This window comes from Bradyrhizobium sp. LA2.1, assembly GCF_040547725.1.
Lineage (GTDB): Bacteria > Pseudomonadota > Alphaproteobacteria > Rhizobiales > Xanthobacteraceae > Bradyrhizobium > Bradyrhizobium barranii.
On record NZ_JBEPQI010000006.1, the window covers coordinates 338,258 to 357,099 of the forward strand.

19 protein-coding genes and 1 other RNA gene are annotated in these 18,842 nt (G+C 65.4%); 9 read left to right on the forward strand and 11 right to left on the reverse strand.

All coding sequences use genetic code 11. From position 1 onward, the window contains the following. Positions 1 to 10 precede the first annotated feature (10 nt). The 9 genes from nudC to ABIB95_RS14260 all read right to left on the reverse strand — a co-directional run bounded on the left by nudC (position 11) and on the right by ABIB95_RS14260 (position 8,701). Positions 11 to 955 carry an NAD(+) diphosphatase gene (gene nudC, locus ABIB95_RS14220; protein WP_063979833.1) on the reverse strand — a complete coding sequence of 315 codons (945 nt, stop codon included), beginning with the start codon at positions 953 to 955 and terminating at the stop codon, positions 11 to 13. Between the two features lie 9 nt (positions 956 to 964). Continuing rightward, the gene (locus ABIB95_RS14225; RefSeq protein ID WP_063979832.1) at positions 965 to 1,384 is read right to left on the reverse strand and encodes an HIT domain-containing protein; all 420 of its coding nucleotides are present in this window, start codon (positions 1,382 to 1,384) and stop codon (positions 965 to 967) included. A 253-nt stretch (positions 1,385 to 1,637) separates the two neighbouring features. Continuing rightward, positions 1,638 to 2,765, reverse strand: a complete 1,128-nt coding sequence (locus ABIB95_RS14230) for a muconate cycloisomerase family protein (RefSeq protein WP_063979831.1) — start codon at positions 2,763 to 2,765, stop codon at positions 1,638 to 1,640. Next, a complete protein-coding gene (locus ABIB95_RS14235; protein ID WP_354177843.1) occupies positions 2,762 to 3,517 on the reverse strand; it encodes an SDR family NAD(P)-dependent oxidoreductase in 756 nt (251 codons plus the stop codon). The genes ABIB95_RS14230 and ABIB95_RS14235 overlap by 4 nt, the downstream gene beginning before the upstream one ends. Further along, positions 3,517 to 4,323: an amino acid ABC transporter ATP-binding protein gene (locus ABIB95_RS14240; protein WP_354177842.1), complete on the reverse strand. Its 807-nt coding sequence runs from the start codon at positions 4,321 to 4,323 to the stop codon at positions 3,517 to 3,519. The genes ABIB95_RS14235 and ABIB95_RS14240 overlap by 1 nt, the downstream gene beginning before the upstream one ends. Next, positions 4,320 to 4,982 carry an amino acid ABC transporter permease gene (locus ABIB95_RS14245; protein ID WP_063979828.1) on the reverse strand — a complete coding sequence of 221 codons (663 nt, stop codon included), beginning with the start codon at positions 4,980 to 4,982 and terminating at the stop codon, positions 4,320 to 4,322. Before ABIB95_RS14245 ends, ABIB95_RS14240 begins: the two co-directional genes overlap by 4 nt. A 189-nt stretch (positions 4,983 to 5,171) precedes the next feature. Beyond that, positions 5,172 to 6,020: a transporter substrate-binding domain-containing protein gene (locus ABIB95_RS14250; protein WP_071909178.1), complete on the reverse strand. Its 849-nt coding sequence runs from the start codon at positions 6,018 to 6,020 to the stop codon at positions 5,172 to 5,174. 442 nt (positions 6,021 to 6,462) lie between these two features. Then, entirely contained in the window at positions 6,463 to 7,944 is a 1,482-nt protein-coding gene (locus tag ABIB95_RS14255; protein WP_354240111.1) for a catalase, read from the reverse strand. A 115-nt stretch (positions 7,945 to 8,059) separates the two neighbouring features. Continuing rightward, complete coding sequence (locus tag ABIB95_RS14260) at positions 8,060 to 8,701, reverse strand: HD domain-containing protein (protein WP_354240113.1); 642 nt, start codon at positions 8,699 to 8,701, stop codon at positions 8,060 to 8,062. Positions 8,702 to 8,804: 103 nt separating this feature from the next. Here ABIB95_RS14260 and ABIB95_RS14265 point away from each other — a divergent pair, with 103 nt between their 5' ends. The 6 genes from ABIB95_RS14265 (at position 8,805) to ABIB95_RS14290 (ending at position 13,454) form a co-directional block, all read left to right on the forward strand. Beyond that, complete coding sequence (locus tag ABIB95_RS14265; RefSeq protein ID WP_354240115.1) at positions 8,805 to 9,806, forward strand: GlxA family transcriptional regulator; 1,002 nt, start codon at positions 8,805 to 8,807, stop codon at positions 9,804 to 9,806. A gap of 106 nt (positions 9,807 to 9,912) precedes the next feature. Further along, an RNA gene (gene ffs / locus ABIB95_RS14270) (signal recognition particle sRNA small type) lies at positions 9,913 to 10,009 on the forward strand. A 94-nt stretch (positions 10,010 to 10,103) separates the two neighbouring features. Continuing rightward, positions 10,104 to 11,942: a DNA polymerase III subunit gamma/tau gene (locus ABIB95_RS14275; RefSeq protein ID WP_354240117.1), complete on the forward strand. Its 1,839-nt coding sequence runs from the start codon at positions 10,104 to 10,106 to the stop codon at positions 11,940 to 11,942. Between the two features lie 123 nt (positions 11,943 to 12,065). Beyond that, complete coding sequence (locus ABIB95_RS14280; protein ID WP_028148995.1) at positions 12,066 to 12,386, forward strand: YbaB/EbfC family nucleoid-associated protein; 321 nt, start codon at positions 12,066 to 12,068, stop codon at positions 12,384 to 12,386. 1 nt (position 12,387) lies between these two features. Next, on the forward strand, positions 12,388 to 12,990 hold the full coding sequence (recR, locus tag ABIB95_RS14285) for a recombination mediator RecR (RefSeq protein ID WP_014491379.1): 603 nt from the start codon (positions 12,388 to 12,390) through the stop codon (positions 12,988 to 12,990). A gap of 26 nt (positions 12,991 to 13,016) precedes the next feature. Beyond that, a complete protein-coding gene (locus tag ABIB95_RS14290) occupies positions 13,017 to 13,454 on the forward strand; it encodes a hypothetical protein (RefSeq protein ID WP_063979822.1) in 438 nt (145 codons plus the stop codon). Positions 13,455 to 13,596: 142 nt separating this feature from the next. Here the strand turns inward: ABIB95_RS14290 and ABIB95_RS14295 are convergent, their stop codons facing one another. Both ABIB95_RS14295 and ABIB95_RS14300 read right to left on the reverse strand, forming a co-directional pair. Then, positions 13,597 to 14,961, reverse strand: coding sequence for an AmpG family muropeptide MFS transporter (locus ABIB95_RS14295; protein ID WP_354240120.1), 1,365 nt, complete (start codon positions 14,959 to 14,961; stop codon positions 13,597 to 13,599). A 178-nt stretch (positions 14,962 to 15,139) separates the two neighbouring features. After that, complete coding sequence (locus ABIB95_RS14300) at positions 15,140 to 16,339, reverse strand: DNA recombination protein RmuC (protein WP_354240122.1); 1,200 nt, start codon at positions 16,337 to 16,339, stop codon at positions 15,140 to 15,142. Between the two features lie 171 nt (positions 16,340 to 16,510). On the opposite strand from ABIB95_RS14300, the gene def reads away from it, so the two are divergent. From def to truA, 3 genes are all read left to right on the forward strand, one after another. Next, complete coding sequence (def, locus tag ABIB95_RS14305) at positions 16,511 to 17,035, forward strand: peptide deformylase (protein ID WP_063979819.1); 525 nt, start codon at positions 16,511 to 16,513, stop codon at positions 17,033 to 17,035. A 138-nt stretch (positions 17,036 to 17,173) separates the two neighbouring features. Next, positions 17,174 to 18,097 (forward strand): methionyl-tRNA formyltransferase, encoded by a 924-nt coding sequence (gene fmt / locus ABIB95_RS14310; RefSeq protein ID WP_354240124.1) that lies wholly within the window; start codon positions 17,174 to 17,176, stop codon positions 18,095 to 18,097. Then, positions 18,097 to 18,834, forward strand: coding sequence for a tRNA pseudouridine(38-40) synthase TruA (truA, locus tag ABIB95_RS14315; RefSeq protein ID WP_354240126.1), 738 nt, complete (start codon positions 18,097 to 18,099; stop codon positions 18,832 to 18,834). Before fmt ends, truA begins: the two co-directional genes overlap by 1 nt. Positions 18,835 to 18,842: the final 8 nt, after the last annotated feature.

The window sequence follows — 18,842 nt, forward strand, 5'->3', positions numbered from 1 at the left end:
CGGCCCCAGCTTACGCGCCGGTCTTGTCGTGCACCCAGCGGCCGAGCAGGTGGTGGGCGATCGCGAACGGATGCGGGCCGGCGAGCCCGTCCGGATGCGTCCGCGTCAGCATCAGCGCGGCCTCCTCGCGGGTGAACCAGCGCGCGTCCTCTAGCTCGGAATGATCGACGACGACGTCCTCGTTGAGCGCCCGCGCGCTGCAGCCGATCATCAGCGACGATGGATAGGGCCAAGGCTGCGTCATGTAATACTGCACGTCGGTGCAGCGGATTCCGGATTCTTCGAGGATTTCCCGGCGTACCGCGTCCTCGATGGTCTCGGCGACCTCGACGAAGCCGGCGAGGCAGGAATACATGCCCGGCGGAAACTGCTTCTGGCGGCCGAGCAGGCACTTCTCGCCCGAGGCGACCAGCATGATCACGACGGGATCGGTGCGCGGAAAATGCTCGGCCTTGCAAGCAGGGCACTCGCGCTTCCAGCCGCCTTCCTTCATCGCGCTCCGCGTGCCGCAATTGGCGCAATAGCCATGGCGCTGGTGCCAGCTCACCATCGACTTCGCCATCGCGATCGCCGAGAGCTCGTCGGGCGGAATCGCGCCCTGCATCGCCATGCCGCGCAGCTCGGTGACGGTGTAGTCCTCGCGGCCGATCAGCTTCTCGGCCGCCGCCTGCGACATCCCCATGCCGAACACCGCGGCGCCGTCGCGCAACCCTAAGAAGATCGTGCCGGGGTTGGCGCCGCATTTCAGCGCCTCGTCTACTCCCAGCAGCGCGCGCGCCTTGTCGCCCTCGCGCTTCACCAGCAGCGAGTCGCGGTAGACGACATAGGCGCGTGACGATGGCTTCTGCTCCATCGCGAACAGCTTCTCGTCGTCGCGGCGCAGATGCGCGGCGCGATCGAGGATGTTGGTGACGAAAGCCGGCTGTCCCAGCGGAAACGAGTCGAATGCTGACATTTCTTGTTCTCAACCCAACCAGATCTTGCGGCGAAGCGCGCTGATGAAAGTCTGCACCTCGGTGGCGTCATGCGCCAAGGGCTTCATCACGCCCCAGACCGGCCGCGGCCATGCAGCGTCGCTGGTCCGGCGTGCGATGATGTGGACATGAAGCTGCGGCACGAGGTTGCCGAGCGCGGCGACATTGAGCTTGTCGCATTTGGTGATCTCTTTCAGCGCGCGCGAGACGCGGGAGATCTCCGTCATGAGTTGCGCCTGCTCCACCTCGTCGAGATCGATGATCTCGACCGCATCGGGCCGCCGCGGCACCAGCAGCAGCCAGGGATAATGCGCGTCCTTGATGACCAGGACCTTCGACAGCGGCAGGTCGCCGATGTCGATGGTGTCCTCTTTCAGGCGGGAGTGCAGCGACCAGGCGGGATCAGACATATGCGTTTCCGGATAGCCCGATGGGGCGGGCGTGTTTGGCCGGACCATACGATAGGGAGTCCCTGAGGGGAAGGTTAGGGGCCGCGGGGGCGGCATGCTCCGCAGTCGTCCCGGGGCGCGCAAAGCGCGAGCCCGGGACCCATAACCACAGGGAGAAGTTTGGCGAAGATGCGTGGTGACCAGCTCGCGCGACAACCACTTCCTGTGGCTATGGATTCCGGGCTCGCGCTGCGCGCGCCCCGGAATGGCGGAATTACGCCTCCGCAAGCACCCGCGCATTGGCGCGGACGGAGGCCTCGCTGACGCGGATGCCGAGGCCCGGGCCGTCGGGCACCACGACATGGCCGGCTCGGTTGGCAACGCGCTCTTCCAGCACGTCCTCGGTCAGCACGTGATGCGGCATGTAGAATTCGCAGCCGAGCGAGATGCCCGGCGTTGCCGCGATCAGCTGCGTCCCGGCGGCAAGCCCGATGCCGCCCTCCCACAGCGTGCCGCCATAGCCGGGCAGGCCGGCGATGTCGGCGATCGCCATGATCGCCTGCGCCTCGAACAGGCCGCCGGCTTTCATCAGCTTGATCGAGACGGCATCGGCCGCCTCGCGGCGCACCACCTCCATCATGTCGCGGCGGTCGAAGCAGCTTTCGTCGGCGAGAACGGGTGTTTCCAGCGCCGCGGTGAGCTGCGCCATCACGTCGAGATATTTGCGCGGCACCGGCTGTTCGATGAAGGTCGGCGCAAACTCTTCGACATCGCGCAAAATCTTGATCGCGCCGAACGGCGCCAGCGCCTGGTTGTAATCGACGCGCAGGTCGACCTTGTCGCCGAATTCCTTGCGGATCGCTTCGAGATGATCGAGGTCCTCGCGATGCGGTTTTACGCCGGTCTTGACCTTGTAGATGACGTTGCCGTCCGGAACCATTTTTCGCATGCGTTCGAGATCGGCGGCGAAATCGGGATCGGCGATGGAGAAGGAGAGGGGAATCGTGTCGCGCACGCGGCCGCCGAGCAGGTCGGCGACCGATAATCCTGACGACTTGCCGACGATGTCGAGCAGCGCCATCTCGATTCCGACCTTGGCCTCGGCATGACCGACCAGCGTACGGTCGAGCTCGGCCATCAGCGCGCGAATGCGGCGCACGGGTTTGCCGAGCACGATCGGCCGCAGATAGATGTCGAGCGCGGAGAAGGCCGCTTCCGGCGTTCCCGTGAACACTTCCCACGGTGCCGCCTCGCCCCAGCCGATCACGCCGTCGCTCGCGGTGAGCTCGATCAGCACGCGCTTCACCGTGCCCTTGACGTTGCCGACGCCTTGGAGGCGCGCCATCTTGATCGGGCTCTCGATCAGGAACAGCCTGATGCGTTCGATGGTTGCTTCGGTCATGTCAGGCCTCCATTGACGTGCCAGACCTGGCCGGTGACGTAGGACGCCTTCGGTGATGCCAGGAAGACGATGATCTCGGCCACTTCTTCCGGCCGCCCGCGACGGCGCATCGGGATCAGTGCCTCGGTGGTGGCGATCTGCTCGGGCGAGAGCCGGCTCTCGCTCGGCTTGTCCTTGATGATGAGGCCGGGTGACACCGCATTGACGGTGATGCCGTCTTTGGCGAGCTCGATCGCGGTGAGACGCACCAGCGCTTCGAGCGCGGAGCGGCTTGCCGCCGTTGCGGCAAACGGTGCGAATTCCGGCCGGATCGCATGCGCGACGAAAGAGGACACCGCCACGATCCGCGCATCGCGCCCGTCACGCAGCAGCGGCAGCGCGGCGTCGACCAGCCGCGTGAACGCCAGCGCCGATTCGTCCATCGCCTGCCGGAACTGATCCGCCGGCGTGCCGATCGCGCTGCCGCGACGGGCATGACCGCCGACCAGGATCAATCCGTCGAGCCGTCCGAACGCGCGTTGCGCGGCGGCGACGGCGTCGGTGACGGCTGCTTCCTCGGCGAGATCGCCGAGGCACTTTGCGACAGCCGCGCCTTTCGCTTCGGCTTCTGCCGCAGTGGCATCGAGACCTTCTGCGTTTGAGCGGGTGTGGAGCAGAAGCGCGGTCCCGGGGGCCGCGAGCAGCTTTGCGGTGGCGCGGCCGATGCCGCTGGCGGCACCGGTGACGAGATAGGCGCGATCGATATCAGGCATCACGGTGCTACGTTGGCCGGCGGCAACGCGCCGGTGCGGTGGAAATGGCTGAGGAAGGCGCGCGTCGCGGCTTCCTGCGGATTGTCGATCACCTGCCGCGCCGGACCTTCCTCGACCACGACGCCATCGCGCATGAAGATGAGGCGATCGGCGACCTCGCGGGCGAAGGCGATCTCATGGGTCACGATCACCATGGTCATGCCTTCCGAGGCCAGCCGCTGCATGACGGCGAGCACCTCGCCGACGAGCTCGGGATCGAGCGCCGAGGTGGCCTCGTCGAACAGCATCACATCAGGCTCCATCGCGAGCGCACGCGCGATCGCGACGCGCTGCTTCTGCCCGCCGGACAGCGTCGCCGGATATTGGTCGGCCTTTTCCGCAAGGCCCACCTTGGCAAGCTGCGCGCGCGCGAGCTTCTCGGCGTCCGCCTTGGCCATGCGGCGCACCGTGACAGGCCCCTCCATGACGTTCTGAAGCGTCGTCATGTGCGGGAACAGATTGAAATGCTGGAACACCATGCCGGTGGTGGTGCGGAATTTCGCGAGTGTCTTCACGTCCGGAAGCTTCGCGCCTTCGCCGAATTGGAAGCTTGTGTCGCCGACGCGGACGCTGCCGCCGTCGGGCACGACCAGCAGATTGATGCAGCGGAGCAGTGTCGACTTGCCGGAGCCGGATGGGCCGATCAGCGCCACCACGCCCCCCTTGGCCACGTCGAGGCTGATGTTCTTCAAAACCTCGTTGCTGCCAAAGCTCTTGCGCAGGCTGCGGATCTCGATCTTCGAAGTGTTCTTGGATGGCTCGCTCATTCGCTGACCGCCAGTCGCTTCTCGCCGCGGCGGACGATGATGGTTAGCGGAATCAGGATCGCCGCATAGGCGACCGCGACCGCGGTGTAGGTCTCGAGCGGCCGGTAGCTGTCATGGGCGGCGACCTGGCTCTGGTAGACGAGGTCGGGCACGGCGAGCACCGAAACCAGCGAGGTGTTCTTGAACTGGATGATCGACTGGTTCATCAGCGCCGGGATCATGCGCTTGATCGCCTGCGGCAGCACGATGCGCCGCATGCTCTGTCCCGGCGTCATGCCGAGCGCGGCGCCGGCTTCCGACTGGCCCTTGTCGATCGAGATGATGCCGCCGCGGATGATCTCGGAATAGAACGAGCCGCCATAGAGCGAGAGCGCCAGGGCTGAGGCCGTGATCGGCGTCATCTCGACGCCGGCCAGGATCGGCAGCGCGTAATAGAACCAGATCAGCTGCACCAGGATCGGCGTGCAGCGGAACGCCTCGATGAAAGTGAGGGCGATCAGACGCACCGCCTTGAAGCGCGACAGGCTGCCGAACGCGCCGAACAGGCCGAAGACGAGACCGAGCACGACGATGACCACGGTGAAGCCGACGGTAACGCCGAGCCCGTTGAGAAAGAGCCAGCGATAGCTCCAGAGGATGCCGAAGTCCCACTGATACATGCGTGTTCTTACTCGTACCCGATGTCAGTCCAGAAACTTGCCGTCATGCCCGGGCGTAGCCGTCCGAAGGACGGCGTCGCTTCCGCTCGCCTATGTCCCGGGCATCCACGTTCTCGGTGCCATGGGGCAGGCGTGGATGGCCGGGACAAGCCCGGCCATGACGATGTGGATACTTCAGGCGCTCATCACCTACAGCGAAACGCCCGGCGGAATGTCCGCTTCGGTCACGCCCACCAGCTCCATGTTGGTGATGATCGCGTTGCGGATGAAGCCGAGGCCCTTGTTGAAGTCGATCCAGGTGTTGACGTAGTCGCGGAAGGTCTTGTCGTTCTCGCGGCGGAAGCCGGCATTCGACGTGGTGGCGAAGATCGGCGTCGGCAGCACGAACTGGCCGAGCGAGGGATTCTTCTTCAACACGGTCAGCGACAGCATGGTGATCAGGCACTGCGCGTCGACGCGGCCGGTTTGCAGCGCGGCGGTGGCATCGTCGGCGGTCTTGAGTCGCGAGATCTGCGCCTTCGGCGTCAGGCGGCTGACGACCTGGTCGTGTGAGGAGCCCTGGTCGACGGCGATCTTGACGTCGGGCGAGTTCAGCTCGGCCCAGCTCTTCGGCTTGAAGTCCTTCTTGCAGAGGATGCCGAAGGCGTTGTTGAAGACCGGCACCGAGAAGTCGACCACCAGCGCGCGCTTCGGGGTCGGGTTGAGGCCGAAGAAGATGTCGATCTTGTTGGACTGCAGATCGAGCACCGAATTGCCCCAGGTGGTCTCGGTGATCTCGAGCTCGGCCTCCATGTCGTCGGCCAGCCCCTTGGCGATGTCGATGTAGAAGCCCTTCCACTGGCCGCTGGCGAGGTCCTTCATGTAATAGGGCGCGCCACCGCCGACCGCGCCGATCCGCATCTTCTTGGTGCGGCGAATGCGGGCAAAGGTCGATTCGTTGGAATCCGCTGCGGTCTGCGCCACGGCCGGTGAGGCCAGCGTGGCCGCAGCCATCGCGCCAAGTCCGACAATCGATGCGACATCACGACGTGTAACCATTTTGAGGAATCGCTTTTCTGGTTGGATGAAGGTGTGTGGTTGAGCTTGCGCAAAAAATTCGCCCATCAATCGGCGTCAGCCGGCTGAAAAATGCTCTGGATCGGATTTTTGCGCACCCTTTGTTTCAGTTCCGGCAGGATTTCATAGAAAGGCGCTGCCGGGCGGGCCCTGTCAAGACTCGATTGCCTCAGGGATGTGCGGGGCCTCGAAGATAGGCAGGGAGCCCATCGGCCTTGACGCTTTCCGAGGCGAACGTCCGCATCTGCACTTCGCGACAGGCGTGCCGCGACGATACGCGAGGGAAGGCCCGGCGAGCGCGTCGGCTCGAGCTATTTTCGCGAGAAAATTGAGAGGCTTCGGCGGTTCGCTTTAAAAATGCGAACGGCGCCCTGTCGGCGCCGTTCGCCGAAGACGGCGAAAGGCCGGTGCGGATCGACCGACGCTATTCTGCGGCCTTTTCCGTAGCCTTGGCACGAGCGGTCGCGAGGCGCGTCAGCGCGTCGCGGACGCCCGCGCCATAGGCGGGATCGGCCTTGGCGCAGTTGGCGATGTGCCGTTCCTGGATCGCGATGGCAGCGGCGCCGACAGCACGCGCCGTGTTGTCGAACAGGGCCTGCCGCTGGGCTGCGTTCATCTTGCGAAAGAGGTCGCCGGGCTGCCGATAGTGATCGTCGTCGATGCGGTGATCCCAATGTGCGGCTGCACCATCGATCTCGAGCGGCGGCTCGTTGAGATCGGGCTGGTCCGTCCACTCGCCGCGGCTGTTCGGGAAATAGGTCGGCGTCCTCCCGAGATTGCCGTCGGTCCGCATCGCGCCATCGCGATGGTAGCTGTGATATGGGCATTTCGGCGCGTTGACAGGGATCAGATGATGGTTGACGCCGAGGCGATAGCGCGCCGCGTCCCCGTAGGAGAACAGCCTCGCCTGCAGCATCTTGTCGGGCGAGAAGCCGATGCCCGGAACGACATGAGCCGGCGAGAAGGAGGCCTGTTCGACTTCGGCGAAGACGTTTTCTGGATTTCGGTTCAGCTCGAAATAGCCGACCTCGATCAGCGGAAAGTCCGCCTTCGGCCAGATCTTGGTCAGGTCGAACGGGTTGAAGGCAAACGCCTTGGCCTGATCGTCGGTCATGATCTGCACGAACATCGTCCAGCGCGGGAAATCGCCGCATTCGATGCTCTCGAACAGGTCGCGCTGGTGAGTCTCGCGGTCCTTGCCGATGAGGGCTTCGGCCTCGGCGTCGGTCAGGTTTTCGATGCCCTGCTGCGTCCGGAAGTGAAACTTCACCCAGGTCCGCTCGTTGGTGGCATTGATGAAGCTGTAGGTATGGCTGCCGAAGCCATGCATGTGCCTGAAGCTTCTGGGAAGGCCGCGCTCGCTCATCACGATGGTGACCTGGTGCAGAGCCTCCGGCAACAACGTCCAGAAATCCCAATTGTTGTCGGCGCTGCGCATTCCGGTCCGGGGATCGCGCTTGATCGCATGATTGAGGTCGGGAAAGCGCAAGGGATCGCGGAAGAAGAACACGGGCGTGTTGTTGCCCACCATGTCCCAATTGCCTTCCTCGGTGTAGAACTTCAGCGCAAAGCCGCGGATGTCGCGTTCGGCGTCGGCTGCGCCGCGCTCGCCGGCCACCGTCGAGAAGCGCGCGAACATCGGCGTCTGCTTGCCGACTTCCGAGAAGATATTCGCTTTGGTGTATCGGGTGATGTCATTGGTCACGGTGAAGGTGCCGAAGGCGCCGGAACCCTTGGCATGCATCCGTCGCTCCGGGATCACTTCGCGATCGAAATGAGCCAGCTTCTCGATCAGCCAGACGTCTTGCAGCAGCGCGGGCCCGCGGCGGCCCGCGGTCATGATGTTGAGGTTATCGCTGACGGGCGCGCCCGTCGCATGGGTCAAACGTTTCGGCTCATCGGCCATGGAATGCTCCTGAATATGGGGTCATTGGCTATTGCTGCCCGCGTGCGAAATCTCAGGCTCGCATGGGTCCACAGCAGTCGATTTCGAGATCGCACTGTCCTTGCGCGAACGCCGGTCAACCGTGCCAATGCGAGTTGCGGATGACGCTGCAGAAATTGCCGCGATGGAAATGCGGCTCCTTGTCGGCGATGACGTCGGCCTTGACGTTGCCGAACGTCGTGTCAGGCCGATGCTTGATGCCGTCGTAGAAGGCCTGGATGATGTCTTCCTTGAAGTGCGGCGTGCGCGGAAACGCCTTCACGACCGTCTCGCGCTCCGCGTCGGAATATTCGCTGTAGGTGAGCCCGAGCACGTCCATCTCGACGCCCGCGGTCACCAGCGCGACGACGGGGTGCATGTGCTGTGGGACGCCCGGCGTGGTGTGCAGGGCGATCGCGGTCCAGACCGTGTAAGCGTCGGCTTCTGAAATGCCGTGGCTGCGCAGGAAATCGCGCGCGGCGTGCGCGCCGTCGACCTCGAACCGCTCGTGCTGGCTGCCATCGCCCGGCATCAGGCCGATGTCGTGAAACATGGCGCCGGCGTAGAGCAGCTCGCGGTCGAACGTCAGCCCACGGCGGACGCCGGCCATCGCACCGAACTGGTAGACGCGGCTGGAATGGTTGAAGAGCAGGTCCGTTTCCGTGTCGCGGATGTATTCGGTGATGGCGCGCGCCAGCTTGCTGTCGGGAATGACGGCGGCCTCGGTGATTTCTGACATGATCAGCTCCTGAAATTTCGATCGCGCTCACTGTAAATCCGGGCTATGTTGTCTTAAATCGACGTTACACGTCAAAAACGGACAAATCCGGATCGAGGCAGACATGGGCGCAAAGCCGAAACCAAGGACGGTTGTGATCGTGGCGCTGCCCGGCGTGCAGCTGCTCGATGTCGCAGGGCCGCTCGATGTGTTCGCCGAGGCGAACGTGCAGGCCGGCTATCCCGCCTATGCCTTGTTCGTGGCGGGCGCGGAGCCAGGGCCGATCCGCAGTTCCTCAGGCGTCCGGCTGATGCCCGACCGAATCGTCGACCGCGACTTCCAGGAGCCGATCGACACCTTGCTGGTGGCGGGATGCCCGAACGCGGCCGAAGTCCCGGCGGACGGGAGCGTGATCGACTGGCTGCGGCGGCGGGCTTCGCGGACCCGCAGATTCGGCTCGGTTTGCAGCGGGGCCTTCTTCCTTGCCGCCGCCGGTCTCCTTGATGGCAGGCGGGTCACGACGCATTGGGCGGTCGCAGACATGCTGGCCAGCAAATTCCCGTCGGTCACCGTGGACAAGGATGCCATCTACGTCACCGACGGCAAGCTCCGCACGGCCGCCGGCGTGACCGCAGGGCTCGACCTCGCGCTGGCACTGGTCGAGGAAGATCTCGGGCGCGACACGGCCATGAGAGTCGCAAGCCAGCTCGTGATGTTCTTCAAGCGCCCGGGTGGGCAGATGCAGTTCACCCGCAAGGGCGAGGCTGTTCCCGCCGGCCGCGCCGCATTGCAGGAGCTGCAGCGCTGGGTCGCCGCCAATCCCGGGCTCGACCACAGCGTTGCGAGCTTGGCGACGCGCATGGAGCTCAGCCCGAGGCACTTTGCACGGCTGTTCCGCGCCGAGGTGGGCGTCACGCCTGCGACCTGGGTCGAGGAAGCCCGCGTCAATGCGGCGAGGCGGCTGCTCGAGTTTGGCAATGAAGCCCCGAAGCAGGTCGCGCTCCATTGTGGATTCGCGGACGCCGATACGCTGCGTCGCGCGTTCAATCGTCACGTCGGCGTGACGCCCGCCGAGTATCGCAAGCGGTTTGCGCGAATCACGGAGGTTCCAGGTCGCCAACACTGAGCCGGCTTCCGCGTCCAAATGGGCCGGCCGGGGCCGCCCAGCGGGGTGTGCGGGACCCACGGATACCCGCTTGCTTTCCCGACCTTTTGGCCCCAAATAGGGACCGGGAGATTGGCGGTGGACGAGCCACTCGCCAACCGGGTCAGGTCCGGAAGGAAGCAGCCCTAACGAGGTCCGGATCGGGTCGCTCGTCAGTCTCCTACCTGTTTTTCCGAGCGAATTGCGCCGGCGGGCTTCCCGCCAGCGCGCTCCTTTCCGCAAAAGCCGGGCGAAAGACATTCCATTGCGGATCGACCGATGACCGACGCTGGCGCCCCTCCCAACCCCGACAGCGCCGGCCAGGCCAGCACGCCCTACCGGGTGCTGGCGCGCAAATACCGGCCCTCCAGCTTCGACGACCTGATCGGCCAGGAGGCCGTGGTCCGCACCGTCTCGAACGCGTTCGAGACCGGGCGCATTCCGCAGGCCTGGATCCTCACCGGCGTCCGCGGCGTCGGCAAGACCACCACCGCGCGTATCCTTGCCCGTGCGCTCAACTACGAGATGCCGGACGGATCGGTGAAGGGCCCGACCATCCACATGCCGACGCTCGGCGTGCATTGCCAGGCGATCATGGAAAGCCGGCACATGGACGTGCTGGAGATGGACGCCGCCTCCCACACCGGCGTCGACGACGTCCGCCAGATCAATGACAGCGTGCGTTACGCGCCGGCCAGCGCCCGCTACAAGGTCTACATCATCGACGAAGTCCACATGCTGTCGACGGCGGCGTTCAACGCCTTCCTGAAGACGCTGGAGGAACCGCCGGAGCACGCCAAATTCGTGTTCGCGACCACCGAGATCCGCAAGGTTCCGGTCACCGTGCTGTCGCGCTGCCAGCGTTTTGACCTGCGCCGGGTCGAGGCCTACGTGCTGATGAAGCACCTCGCCAATATCGCGGCGAAGGAGAACGTCGAGATCGAGCCCGAGGCGCTCGGCATCATCGCGCGCGCCGCGGAAGGCTCGGTGCGCGACTCTCTGTCGCTGCTCGACCAGGCGATCGCGCACGCGGCAGGCACCGTGAAGGCGGATGCGGTCAGGCAGATGCTGGGGCTCGCCGACCGCACCCGCGTCATCGACCTCTTCGATTCGCTGGCGCGCGGCGACATCGCTGCCGCTTTCAAGGAGTTCCGCGACCAGTACGACGTCGGTGCCGATCCGATCGTCGTGCTATCGGACCTTGCCGAGTTCGTCAATTTCGTCACCCGCGTGAAGATCGTGCCGGCGACCGCCGACAACGTCGCCTATGGCGAGACCGAGCGCGTGCGCGCGCGGGATTTTGCCTCGAAGATCTCGATGCGCGTACTGTCGCGGATGTGGCAGATGCTGCTCAAGGGCATCACCGAGGTGCAGGCCGCGACGCGCCCGGCAGCGGCCGCCGAGATGGTGCTGGTGCGCATCGCCTATGTCGCCGACCTGCCGACGCCGGACGAAGCGATCAAGATGCTGGAGCAGAACGGCGGCGGCTCGCCGGTCGTGGGCGGCGGAAGTGCCGCGCGCAGCGGCGCGCCGGGTGCGCCGGTGGCCTCCGCGGCGCCGGTTGCTTCGGCTGCACCCATGCGCGCGCCGACCTCGTCACCGTCCGGGTTCGGCGGCGGCGCTGCCCGGCCGCAGATGGCGGCGCCCGCGCCGGATCCGCAAGGGGCCGCGCCCCAGCTGCGCATCACGAGCTTCACCCAGCTCGTCGCGGTCGCCGGGCAGAAGCGCGATCTCATGACCAAGGCCGCGCTCGAAGGCGACATGCGCCTCGTCCGTTTCGAGGAGGGCCGGCTGGAAGTCGCGCTCGAGCCCAACGCCTCCAAGACCATGATCTCCGAGCTCGCGCGAAAATTCGAGCTCTGGACCGGCCGGCGCTGGACCGTGATCGTCTCCAACGAGCAGGGCCAGCCGACGCTGCGTTCGGTGAACCACGCGGCGAAGCAGGAACATGCGCGCTCCGCCGAAGCCGATCCGCGCGTGCAGGAGGTGCTGTCGCGTTTTCCCGGTGCGAAGGTCGTCGAGGTCCGCAGGCTTGCCCCCGAGGCGCCGGAAACCAATATGAATGCGGACTATGGCAGTGACGATCCGCCCGATGGTTCCGACGGCGACGATCTCTAGAGCATGATCCGGACCCGAAGGGCCGCGTAGCGCAAAGTGTGAAGCGGTTTTCCGATTAGATCAGGCTCAAACCAAGAGTTAAGGCGCGATGACGAGTCATCGCGCCAACCAAGGACAGCACCGATGGTCGATATTTTCGGCATGATGAAGCAGGCGCAGCAGCTGCAATCCAAGATGCAGGAGATGCAGGATCAGCTCTCCAACGTCGAGGTCGAAGGCATCTCCGGCGGCGGTCTCGTCGCCGTGCGCATGACTGCGAAGATGGACGTGAAGGGCATCAAGATCGATCCCTCGCTGATGAAGCCGGAAGAGCGCGAGGTGCTCGAGGACCTGCTCGTCACCGCCCTCGGCGATGCCCGCCGCAAGGCCGAAACGGCCGTGCAGGAGAAGATGCAGGCGCTCACGGGCGGCCTCAGCCTGCCGCCGGGTATGTTCGGCCAATAAGATGGGTTCGGTTGCAGGTCCCGAAATCGAGCGGCTGGTCCAGCTCCTCGCACGGCTGCCGGGCCTCGGTCCGCGCTCGGCGCGGCGTGCGGCGCTGCATCTGATCAAGAAGCGCGAAGCGCTGATGATGCCGCTGTCCTCGGCCCTGCAGGTCGCGCTCGACAAGGTCCAGGTCTGCAAGACCTGCGGCAACATCGACACGCAAAATCCCTGCACGGTCTGCACCGATCCGAAGCGCGATCCCGCCATCATCGTCGTGGTCGCCGATGTCGCCGATCTCTGGGCGCTCGAGCGGGCCAATGCCACTCAAGGGCGCTATCACGTGCTGGGCGCGACATTGTCGCCGCTCGACGGTGTCGGCCCGCAGGATCTCACCATCGACGCGCTGGTGGCGCGCGCGCATGCTGCCGAGGTGCACGAGATCATCCTGGCGCTGAATGCGACGGTCGACGGCCAGACCACGGCGCATTACATCACCGACCTGCTTCAGGACGCCAACGTAAAAGTAACCCGGCTGGCCCATGGTGTGCCGGTCGGTGGCGAGCTTGATTATCTCGATGAAGGTACGCTATCGGCCGCCATGCGGCAGCGGACCCTGTTCTAGCCATCCAGACCTACGGAACGGACGACATGACGAAACTTTTCGCCACACGATCGGCTTTGGTCGCGACGATGATAATGCTGGCGACCCCGGCCATCTCCGCGCAGCAGGACGACGGCGCGCCGCCGCCGCCGAAGCCCGGCAAGCCAATCAGTGCCGGCGAGGTGCTCTCGGGCGAATTGAACGCAATGAAGGTGCGCGACATCAAGAACGCCGGCAAGCGGATTGCGATGTACCAGATCACCTCCGAGCCGCGTCGACTGCCGGCGCCGAACGGGCTGTGCAATCTCGAGACCGGCCCTGAGACGTTCCAGCTCGTCACTTCGAGCGACGCGCAGGCCACGCAGCTGAAATCGTTCGTCGGCAAGGCGATCTCGGTCAAGGTCGACGAAGTCGCCTGCGCCAGCGATCCCGGCCAGATGAGCGAAGCCGTGATCACGAAGTGGAGCCTGATCAAGAAGCAGTAGGGGGCGCGGCTCCAGCCGAGCTACCGTAGGGTGGGCAAAGGTGCAAAGCGCCGTGCCCACCATTCTCCCGGCGACGATTCAGGTGGTGGGCACGCTTCGCTTTGCCCACCCTACGGCATCGCGGGCGTAGCGCGTGCCGAGTTTACACCCTTACCGGCCCCAGCGTCTCGAAATGCCCGCGCTTCTGCAGCCAGGCCAGCAGCACAAGGCTCGGGATCGCCACCAGCACGCAGATCACGAAGAACAGCGGCCAGCCCGTCGTGTCTGCCACGAAGCCCGCACTCGCTGACAGATATGTTCGTCCGACCGCCGCAAGCGCGGTGAGCAGCGCGTATTGCGTCGCCGTGTGCAGCGGATTCTGGCACAGCGCGGAGAGATAGGCGACGAAGATCACGGTGCCGATGGCGCTGGTAAAGTTCTCGCAGGTGATGGCAAAGGCCAGCGCCCATTGGCTGGTGCCGACGAAGGCCAGCCAGGAGAAGGAGAGATTGGCGAGCGCCTGCACCACGCCGCCGATCCACAGGCTGGTCGCCAGCGAATAGCGCCGCGCGAGGAAGCCGCCGGCAAAGCCGCCGATCAGCGTTGCCGCGAGGCCGACGCCCTTCACGATCGCCGCATAATCGTTGCGGGAAAATCCGAGGTCGATCACGAACGGCGCGGTCATCGTGCCGGAGAAGGCATCGGTGAACTTGAACAGCACGACGAAGGCGAGCGCGGCGAGCGCGTCCTTGCGCGACAGGAATTCCGAGAAGGCCCCGATCGCCGCGTGCAGCACGCGCGCGAACGCCGTCTCGGTTTGTGTCGCAGCTTCCGCCCGCGCCGATTGCTCGGGCTCGGTCGCGGCCAGCGCGGTGATCGTGCCGATCAGCACCATCGCCGCCATCACCACGTAACCCCACATCCAGGCCGACGCGCGCGGAATGCCGGTACCCTCGAAGCCGGACACGATGAACAGCGCGCCCGCGGTCGAGACCAGCATGCCGATGCGATAGGCCGCGACATAGGAAGCCATTCCGGCGGCCTGCTCGCTCTCCGGCAGGCTCTCGACGCGGAAGGCGTCGACCACGATGTCCTGCGTCGAGGACGTCGTCGCGACCAGCAGCGCGCCGAGCGCGACGTAGAACGGCGAGCGCGCGGGATCGGTGAGTGCCAGCAGCAGGATCGCGATGATCAGCAGCAATTGCGAGAACAGCAGCCAGCCGCGCCGCCGCCCGAATGCGCGCGTGAACAGCGGCACATGCAGCGCATCCACCAGCGGCGCCCACAGGAATTTCAGCGTGTAGGGCGTGCCGACCAGCGCAAACAGCCCGATGGTCTTGAGGTCGACCCCGGCCTCGCGCATCCACACCAGGAGCGTCGAGCCCGACAGCGCCAGCGGCAGCCCAGACGAGAAGCCGAGGAACAGCACGATCAGCACCCGCGGTTGCAGGTACACGGCCAGGCCGTCGCGCCAGGAGGTGGGGGCCGTGTCGGGGCTGGCAGGGGAGGTCGCGTCGGGTGCGGTCATGGAGAGGTGTTAGCAGATTCTGGGGGCGCTGCCTCGTCTCCCTCTCCCCGTTCTTACGGGGAGAGGGCGGGGTGAGGGGCCTCTCTCCGCGCGCGAGATCGACGCGAGACCTGTACCCCCTCACCCGGATCGCAAGGGCGATCCGACCTCTCCCCGCAAGCGGGGAGAGGTGAACAACTCACTCCCCCGCCTGGAGCTTCCTCGGGAACAGGTCCGCGGCACCGGTTGCCACCAGATGTGGACCCTCCGGCGCATCGGTCTTGCTGAAATCGAGCTCCTCGATTCGCCCGGCGCGCTTCTCGATCTTGTCGGCGGAGATCAGCACCTGCCGCACGTCCTCGTTGGCGTCGGCAAAATGCTTCTGCAATTTCAGCACGCGGTCGCGCAGGCGTCCCAAATCGTCGCCGAGCTTGATCACCTCGGTGCGGATCTGGTCGGCGGCGTCGCGCATGCGCGCGTCCTTCATGATCTGCTGCATCACCTGGATCGCGAGCATCAGCAGCGAAGGCGACACCAGCACGACACGGGCGCGATAGGCCTTCTGGATCACGTCGTCGAAACCGTCATGGATCTCGGCGTAGACCGATTCCGACGGCACGAACATCAGCGCCATCTCCTGGGTCTCGCCGGCGACGAGATATTTGTCGGCGATGTCGCTGACATGCTTCATCACGTCGCCGCGCAGCCGCTGCGTGGCGATGCGCTTCTCCTCGTCGGTGCGCGCATCGTGCAGCGCGGTCATCGCCTCCAGCGGAAACTTTGCGTCGATGCAGAGCGGCCGCTGGTCGGGCAGGAACACCACGCAGTCCGGTCGCTTTCCCGTCGAGAGCGTGAACTGGAACTCGTAGGCGCCCTTCGGCAAACCATCCTGGACGATCGCCTCCATCCGCGCCTGGCCGAAGGCGCCGCGCGACTGCTTGTTGGCGAGCACGTCGCGCAAGGTCGTCACCTGCGTGGTGAGGTCGGTGAGGTTCTTGTGCGCGTTGTCGATGATGCCGAGCCGCTCGTGCAGGGCGCGCAGGCTCTCCATGGTGTTGCGGGTCGAGTGTTCCATCGACTGGCCAACCCGATGGGTCACCGAATCCAGCCGCTCGTTGACCGCGCGCGTCATGTCGGCCTGGCGGCCGGCCAGCGCCTGGGTCATGGCGTCGGCTCGGCCGGCGGCTTCGCTCTGGGCGTGCAGCACCTGGCTGAGGCGCTCCTCGAGCTCGTCCGCGCGGATGGCATTGGCCATGGCGAGTTCCGCCCCGCGCCGTCCGGAGCGCGCGATCACCACCGCGATCACCACCAGCAGGATGACGACGAGGGCGCCGAAGCCGATCAGCGCATCGATCGTGCGGACCGGCCAGTCGCCAGCCAGGAAAATGATCTCGTTCATGGCGGCCCTTGTAGCCGATTCGACACCCTCCGCGAACGAATAGCGAACGCTTATGGTTAATAGCCCCCTAATTTTTATGGTTAACGAAACCTGAAGTTTTATGGTTAGCGAAGGGTTAACGGAGTTCCTCGCCGCATTGACCGCATCCGGCATGCGGCTTAAATCGCGGCCATGGCCCTCAGAGAAATCATCATCCTGCCCGACAAGCAGCTGCGTCTGGTCTCCAAGCCGATCGAGAAGGTCACGACGGAGATCCGCAAGCTTGCCGACGACATGTTCGAGACCATGTACGACGCGCCCGGCATCGGGCTCGCGGCGATCCAGATCGCGCAGCCCTTGCGGCTGATCACCATGGACCTCGCCAAGCCTGACCCGGACGGCGAGACAAAGCCGGAGCCGCGTGTCTTCATCAACCCTGAAATTATCGCCTCCTCCGAGGATCTGTCGGTCTACGAGGAAGGCTGCCTCTCGATCCCCGAATATTACGAGGAGGTCGAAAGGCCTGCGAAGGTGCGCGTGCGCTTCACCGACCTCGACGGCAAGGTGCACGAGGAGGACGCCGAAGGCCTCTACGCCACCTGCATCCAGCACGAGATCGACCATCTCAACGGCGTGCTGTTCGTCGACTATCTGTCAAAGCTCAAGCGCGACCGCGTGATCAAGAAGTTCGAGAAAGCCGCCAAGCGCGCGGAGTAGCCACGTCCTCCGCCGTCATGCCCGGCCTTGTGCCGGGCATCCGCGTTCTTTGCCGCCGCGAGCAGCGAGAACGTGGATGGCCGGGACAAGCCCGGCCATGACGAGTAACTTGCTCGTTTCCGAGGATTGTCTCGCCACATGCCCCTCCGCCTCATCTTCATGGGCACGCCCGATTTCTCCGTGCCGACGCTGCTCGAGCTGGTCTCGCATGGCCACGAGATCGCGGCGGTCTATACGCGCGCGCCCAAGCCCGGCGGGCGGCGCGGCCTGCAATTGCAGCCGACCCCGGTCGAGGAAGCCGCGCGAAAGCTCGGCGTTCCCGTGCTGACGCCGAAGTCGTTGAAGACGCCCGAAGCGCTCGACGAGTTTCGCGCCTTTGACGCCGATGCCGCTGTCGTCGTCGCCTACGGCATGATCCTGCCGCAGGCGATCCTCGATGCGCCGAAGCTCGGCTGTTACAATCTGCACGCCTCGCTGCTGCCGCGCTGGCGCGGCGCCGCGCCGATCAACCGCGCCATCATGGCAGGCGATGCCGAGAGCGGCGTCATGGTGATGAAGATGGATGTCGGTCTCGACACCGGCGACGTCGCCATGGCCGAGCGTCTTGCGATCACGGACAACATGACCGCGGTCGATCTGCATGACCGTCTCTCCCGGCTCGGCGCCGATCTGATGGTGCGCGCGATGGCCGCGCTCGCCCGCGGCGGGCTCCAGCTCAAGAAGCAGAGCGAGGATGGCGTCACCTACGCCGCCAAGATCGACAAGGCCGAAGCGCGGATCGACTGGACCAGGCCCGCGCGCGCCGTGCTGCGCCACATCCACGGCCTGTCGCCGTTTCCCGGCGCCTGGGCCGAGCTTGAGAATGCGCGCGTAAAAATCCTGCGCTGCGAGTTGGCGAAGGGCTCCGGTGCACCCGGCGAGGTGCTCGACGACCAGCTCACGATTGCCTGCGGCGAGGGCGCGATCCGCATCCTCGAGCTCCAGCGCGAAGGCAAGGCGCGGATGCAGGCCACGGACTTTTTGCGCGGCGTGCCGGTGAAGCCGCCGATGCGGCTGGCCTGATGCCCCGCTACAAGCTCACCATCGAATATGACGGCGCGCCGTTCTTCGGCTGGCAGGTGCAGGACACGCTGCCTTCCGTGCAGGGCGCGTTAGAGGCGGCGGTGAAGGCGATGACCGGCGCGGATCTGCGCGTGCACGGTGCGGGCCGCACCGATGCCGGCGTGCATGCGCGCGGCCAGGTCGCGCATGTCGACATCGAGAAGCAGTTTCCGCCGGGCCGTTTTCGCGACGGGCTGAACGCGCATCTGCGCCCGCATCCGATCGCGGTGTTGGAGGCCGAGATCGTCCCTGACACCTTCGAGGCACGCTTCTCGGCCGTGAAGCGGCACTACCGCTACCGCGTCGTCAACACCCGCGCCAATCTCGCGCTCGATATCGGCCACGCCTGGCGCGTGCCGCGCCGGCTCGATGCCGATGCGATGCATGCGGCGGCACAACGCCTGCTCGGCAAGCACGATTTCACGACGTTTCGCGACACCGAGTGCCAGGCCAAGTCGCCGGAGAAAACGCTCGACCAGCTCGACGTGCACCGTGACGGCCGCGAGATCACAATTCTCACCTCGGCGCGCTCGTTCCTGCACAGCCAGGTGCGCTCGATGGTGGGATCGCTGGTCTGGGTCGGCGAGGGCCGCTGGACCGCGGACGATCTCTCAGCGGCACTCGCAGCCCGCAACCGCGCAGCGTGCGGCATCGTCGCACCGCCTGACGGGCTGTATCTGATGAAGGTGGATTATTAGCGCACCAT

Coding starts and splice junctions, on each gene's coding strand:
- nudC (WP_063979833.1), bottom strand. CDS start 955: ATGTCAGCATTCGACTCGTTTCCGCTGGGACAGCCGGCTTTCGTCACC.
- ABIB95_RS14225 (WP_063979832.1), bottom strand. CDS start 1,384: ATGTCTGATCCCGCCTGGTCGCTGCACTCCCGCCTGAAAGAGGACACC.
- ABIB95_RS14230 (WP_063979831.1), bottom strand. CDS start 2,765: ATGACCGAAGCAACCATCGAACGCATCAGGCTGTTCCTGATCGAGAGC.
- ABIB95_RS14235 (WP_354177843.1), bottom strand. CDS start 3,517: ATGCCTGATATCGATCGCGCCTATCTCGTCACCGGTGCCGCCAGCGGC.
- ABIB95_RS14240 (WP_354177842.1), bottom strand. CDS start 4,323: ATGAGCGAGCCATCCAAGAACACTTCGAAGATCGAGATCCGCAGCCTG.
- ABIB95_RS14245 (WP_063979828.1), bottom strand. CDS start 4,982: ATGTATCAGTGGGACTTCGGCATCCTCTGGAGCTATCGCTGGCTCTTT.
- ABIB95_RS14250 (WP_071909178.1), bottom strand. CDS start 6,020: ATGGTTACACGTCGTGATGTCGCATCGATTGTCGGACTTGGCGCGATG.
- ABIB95_RS14255 (WP_354240111.1), bottom strand. CDS start 7,944: ATGGCCGATGAGCCGAAACGTTTGACCCATGCGACGGGCGCGCCCGTC.
- ABIB95_RS14260 (WP_354240113.1), bottom strand. CDS start 8,701: ATGTCAGAAATCACCGAGGCCGCCGTCATTCCCGACAGCAAGCTGGCG.
- ABIB95_RS14265 (WP_354240115.1), top strand. CDS start 8,805: ATGGGCGCAAAGCCGAAACCAAGGACGGTTGTGATCGTGGCGCTGCCC.
- ABIB95_RS14275 (WP_354240117.1), top strand. CDS start 10,104: ATGACCGACGCTGGCGCCCCTCCCAACCCCGACAGCGCCGGCCAGGCC.
- ABIB95_RS14280 (WP_028148995.1), top strand. CDS start 12,066: ATGGTCGATATTTTCGGCATGATGAAGCAGGCGCAGCAGCTGCAATCC.
- recR (WP_014491379.1), top strand. CDS start 12,388: ATGGGTTCGGTTGCAGGTCCCGAAATCGAGCGGCTGGTCCAGCTCCTC.
- ABIB95_RS14290 (WP_063979822.1), top strand. CDS start 13,017: ATGACGAAACTTTTCGCCACACGATCGGCTTTGGTCGCGACGATGATA.
- ABIB95_RS14295 (WP_354240120.1), bottom strand. CDS start 14,961: ATGACCGCACCCGACGCGACCTCCCCTGCCAGCCCCGACACGGCCCCC.
- ABIB95_RS14300 (WP_354240122.1), bottom strand. CDS start 16,339: ATGAACGAGATCATTTTCCTGGCTGGCGACTGGCCGGTCCGCACGATC.
- def (WP_063979819.1), top strand. CDS start 16,511: ATGGCCCTCAGAGAAATCATCATCCTGCCCGACAAGCAGCTGCGTCTG.
- fmt (WP_354240124.1), top strand. CDS start 17,174: ATGCCCCTCCGCCTCATCTTCATGGGCACGCCCGATTTCTCCGTGCCG.
- truA (WP_354240126.1), top strand. CDS start 18,097: ATGCCCCGCTACAAGCTCACCATCGAATATGACGGCGCGCCGTTCTTC.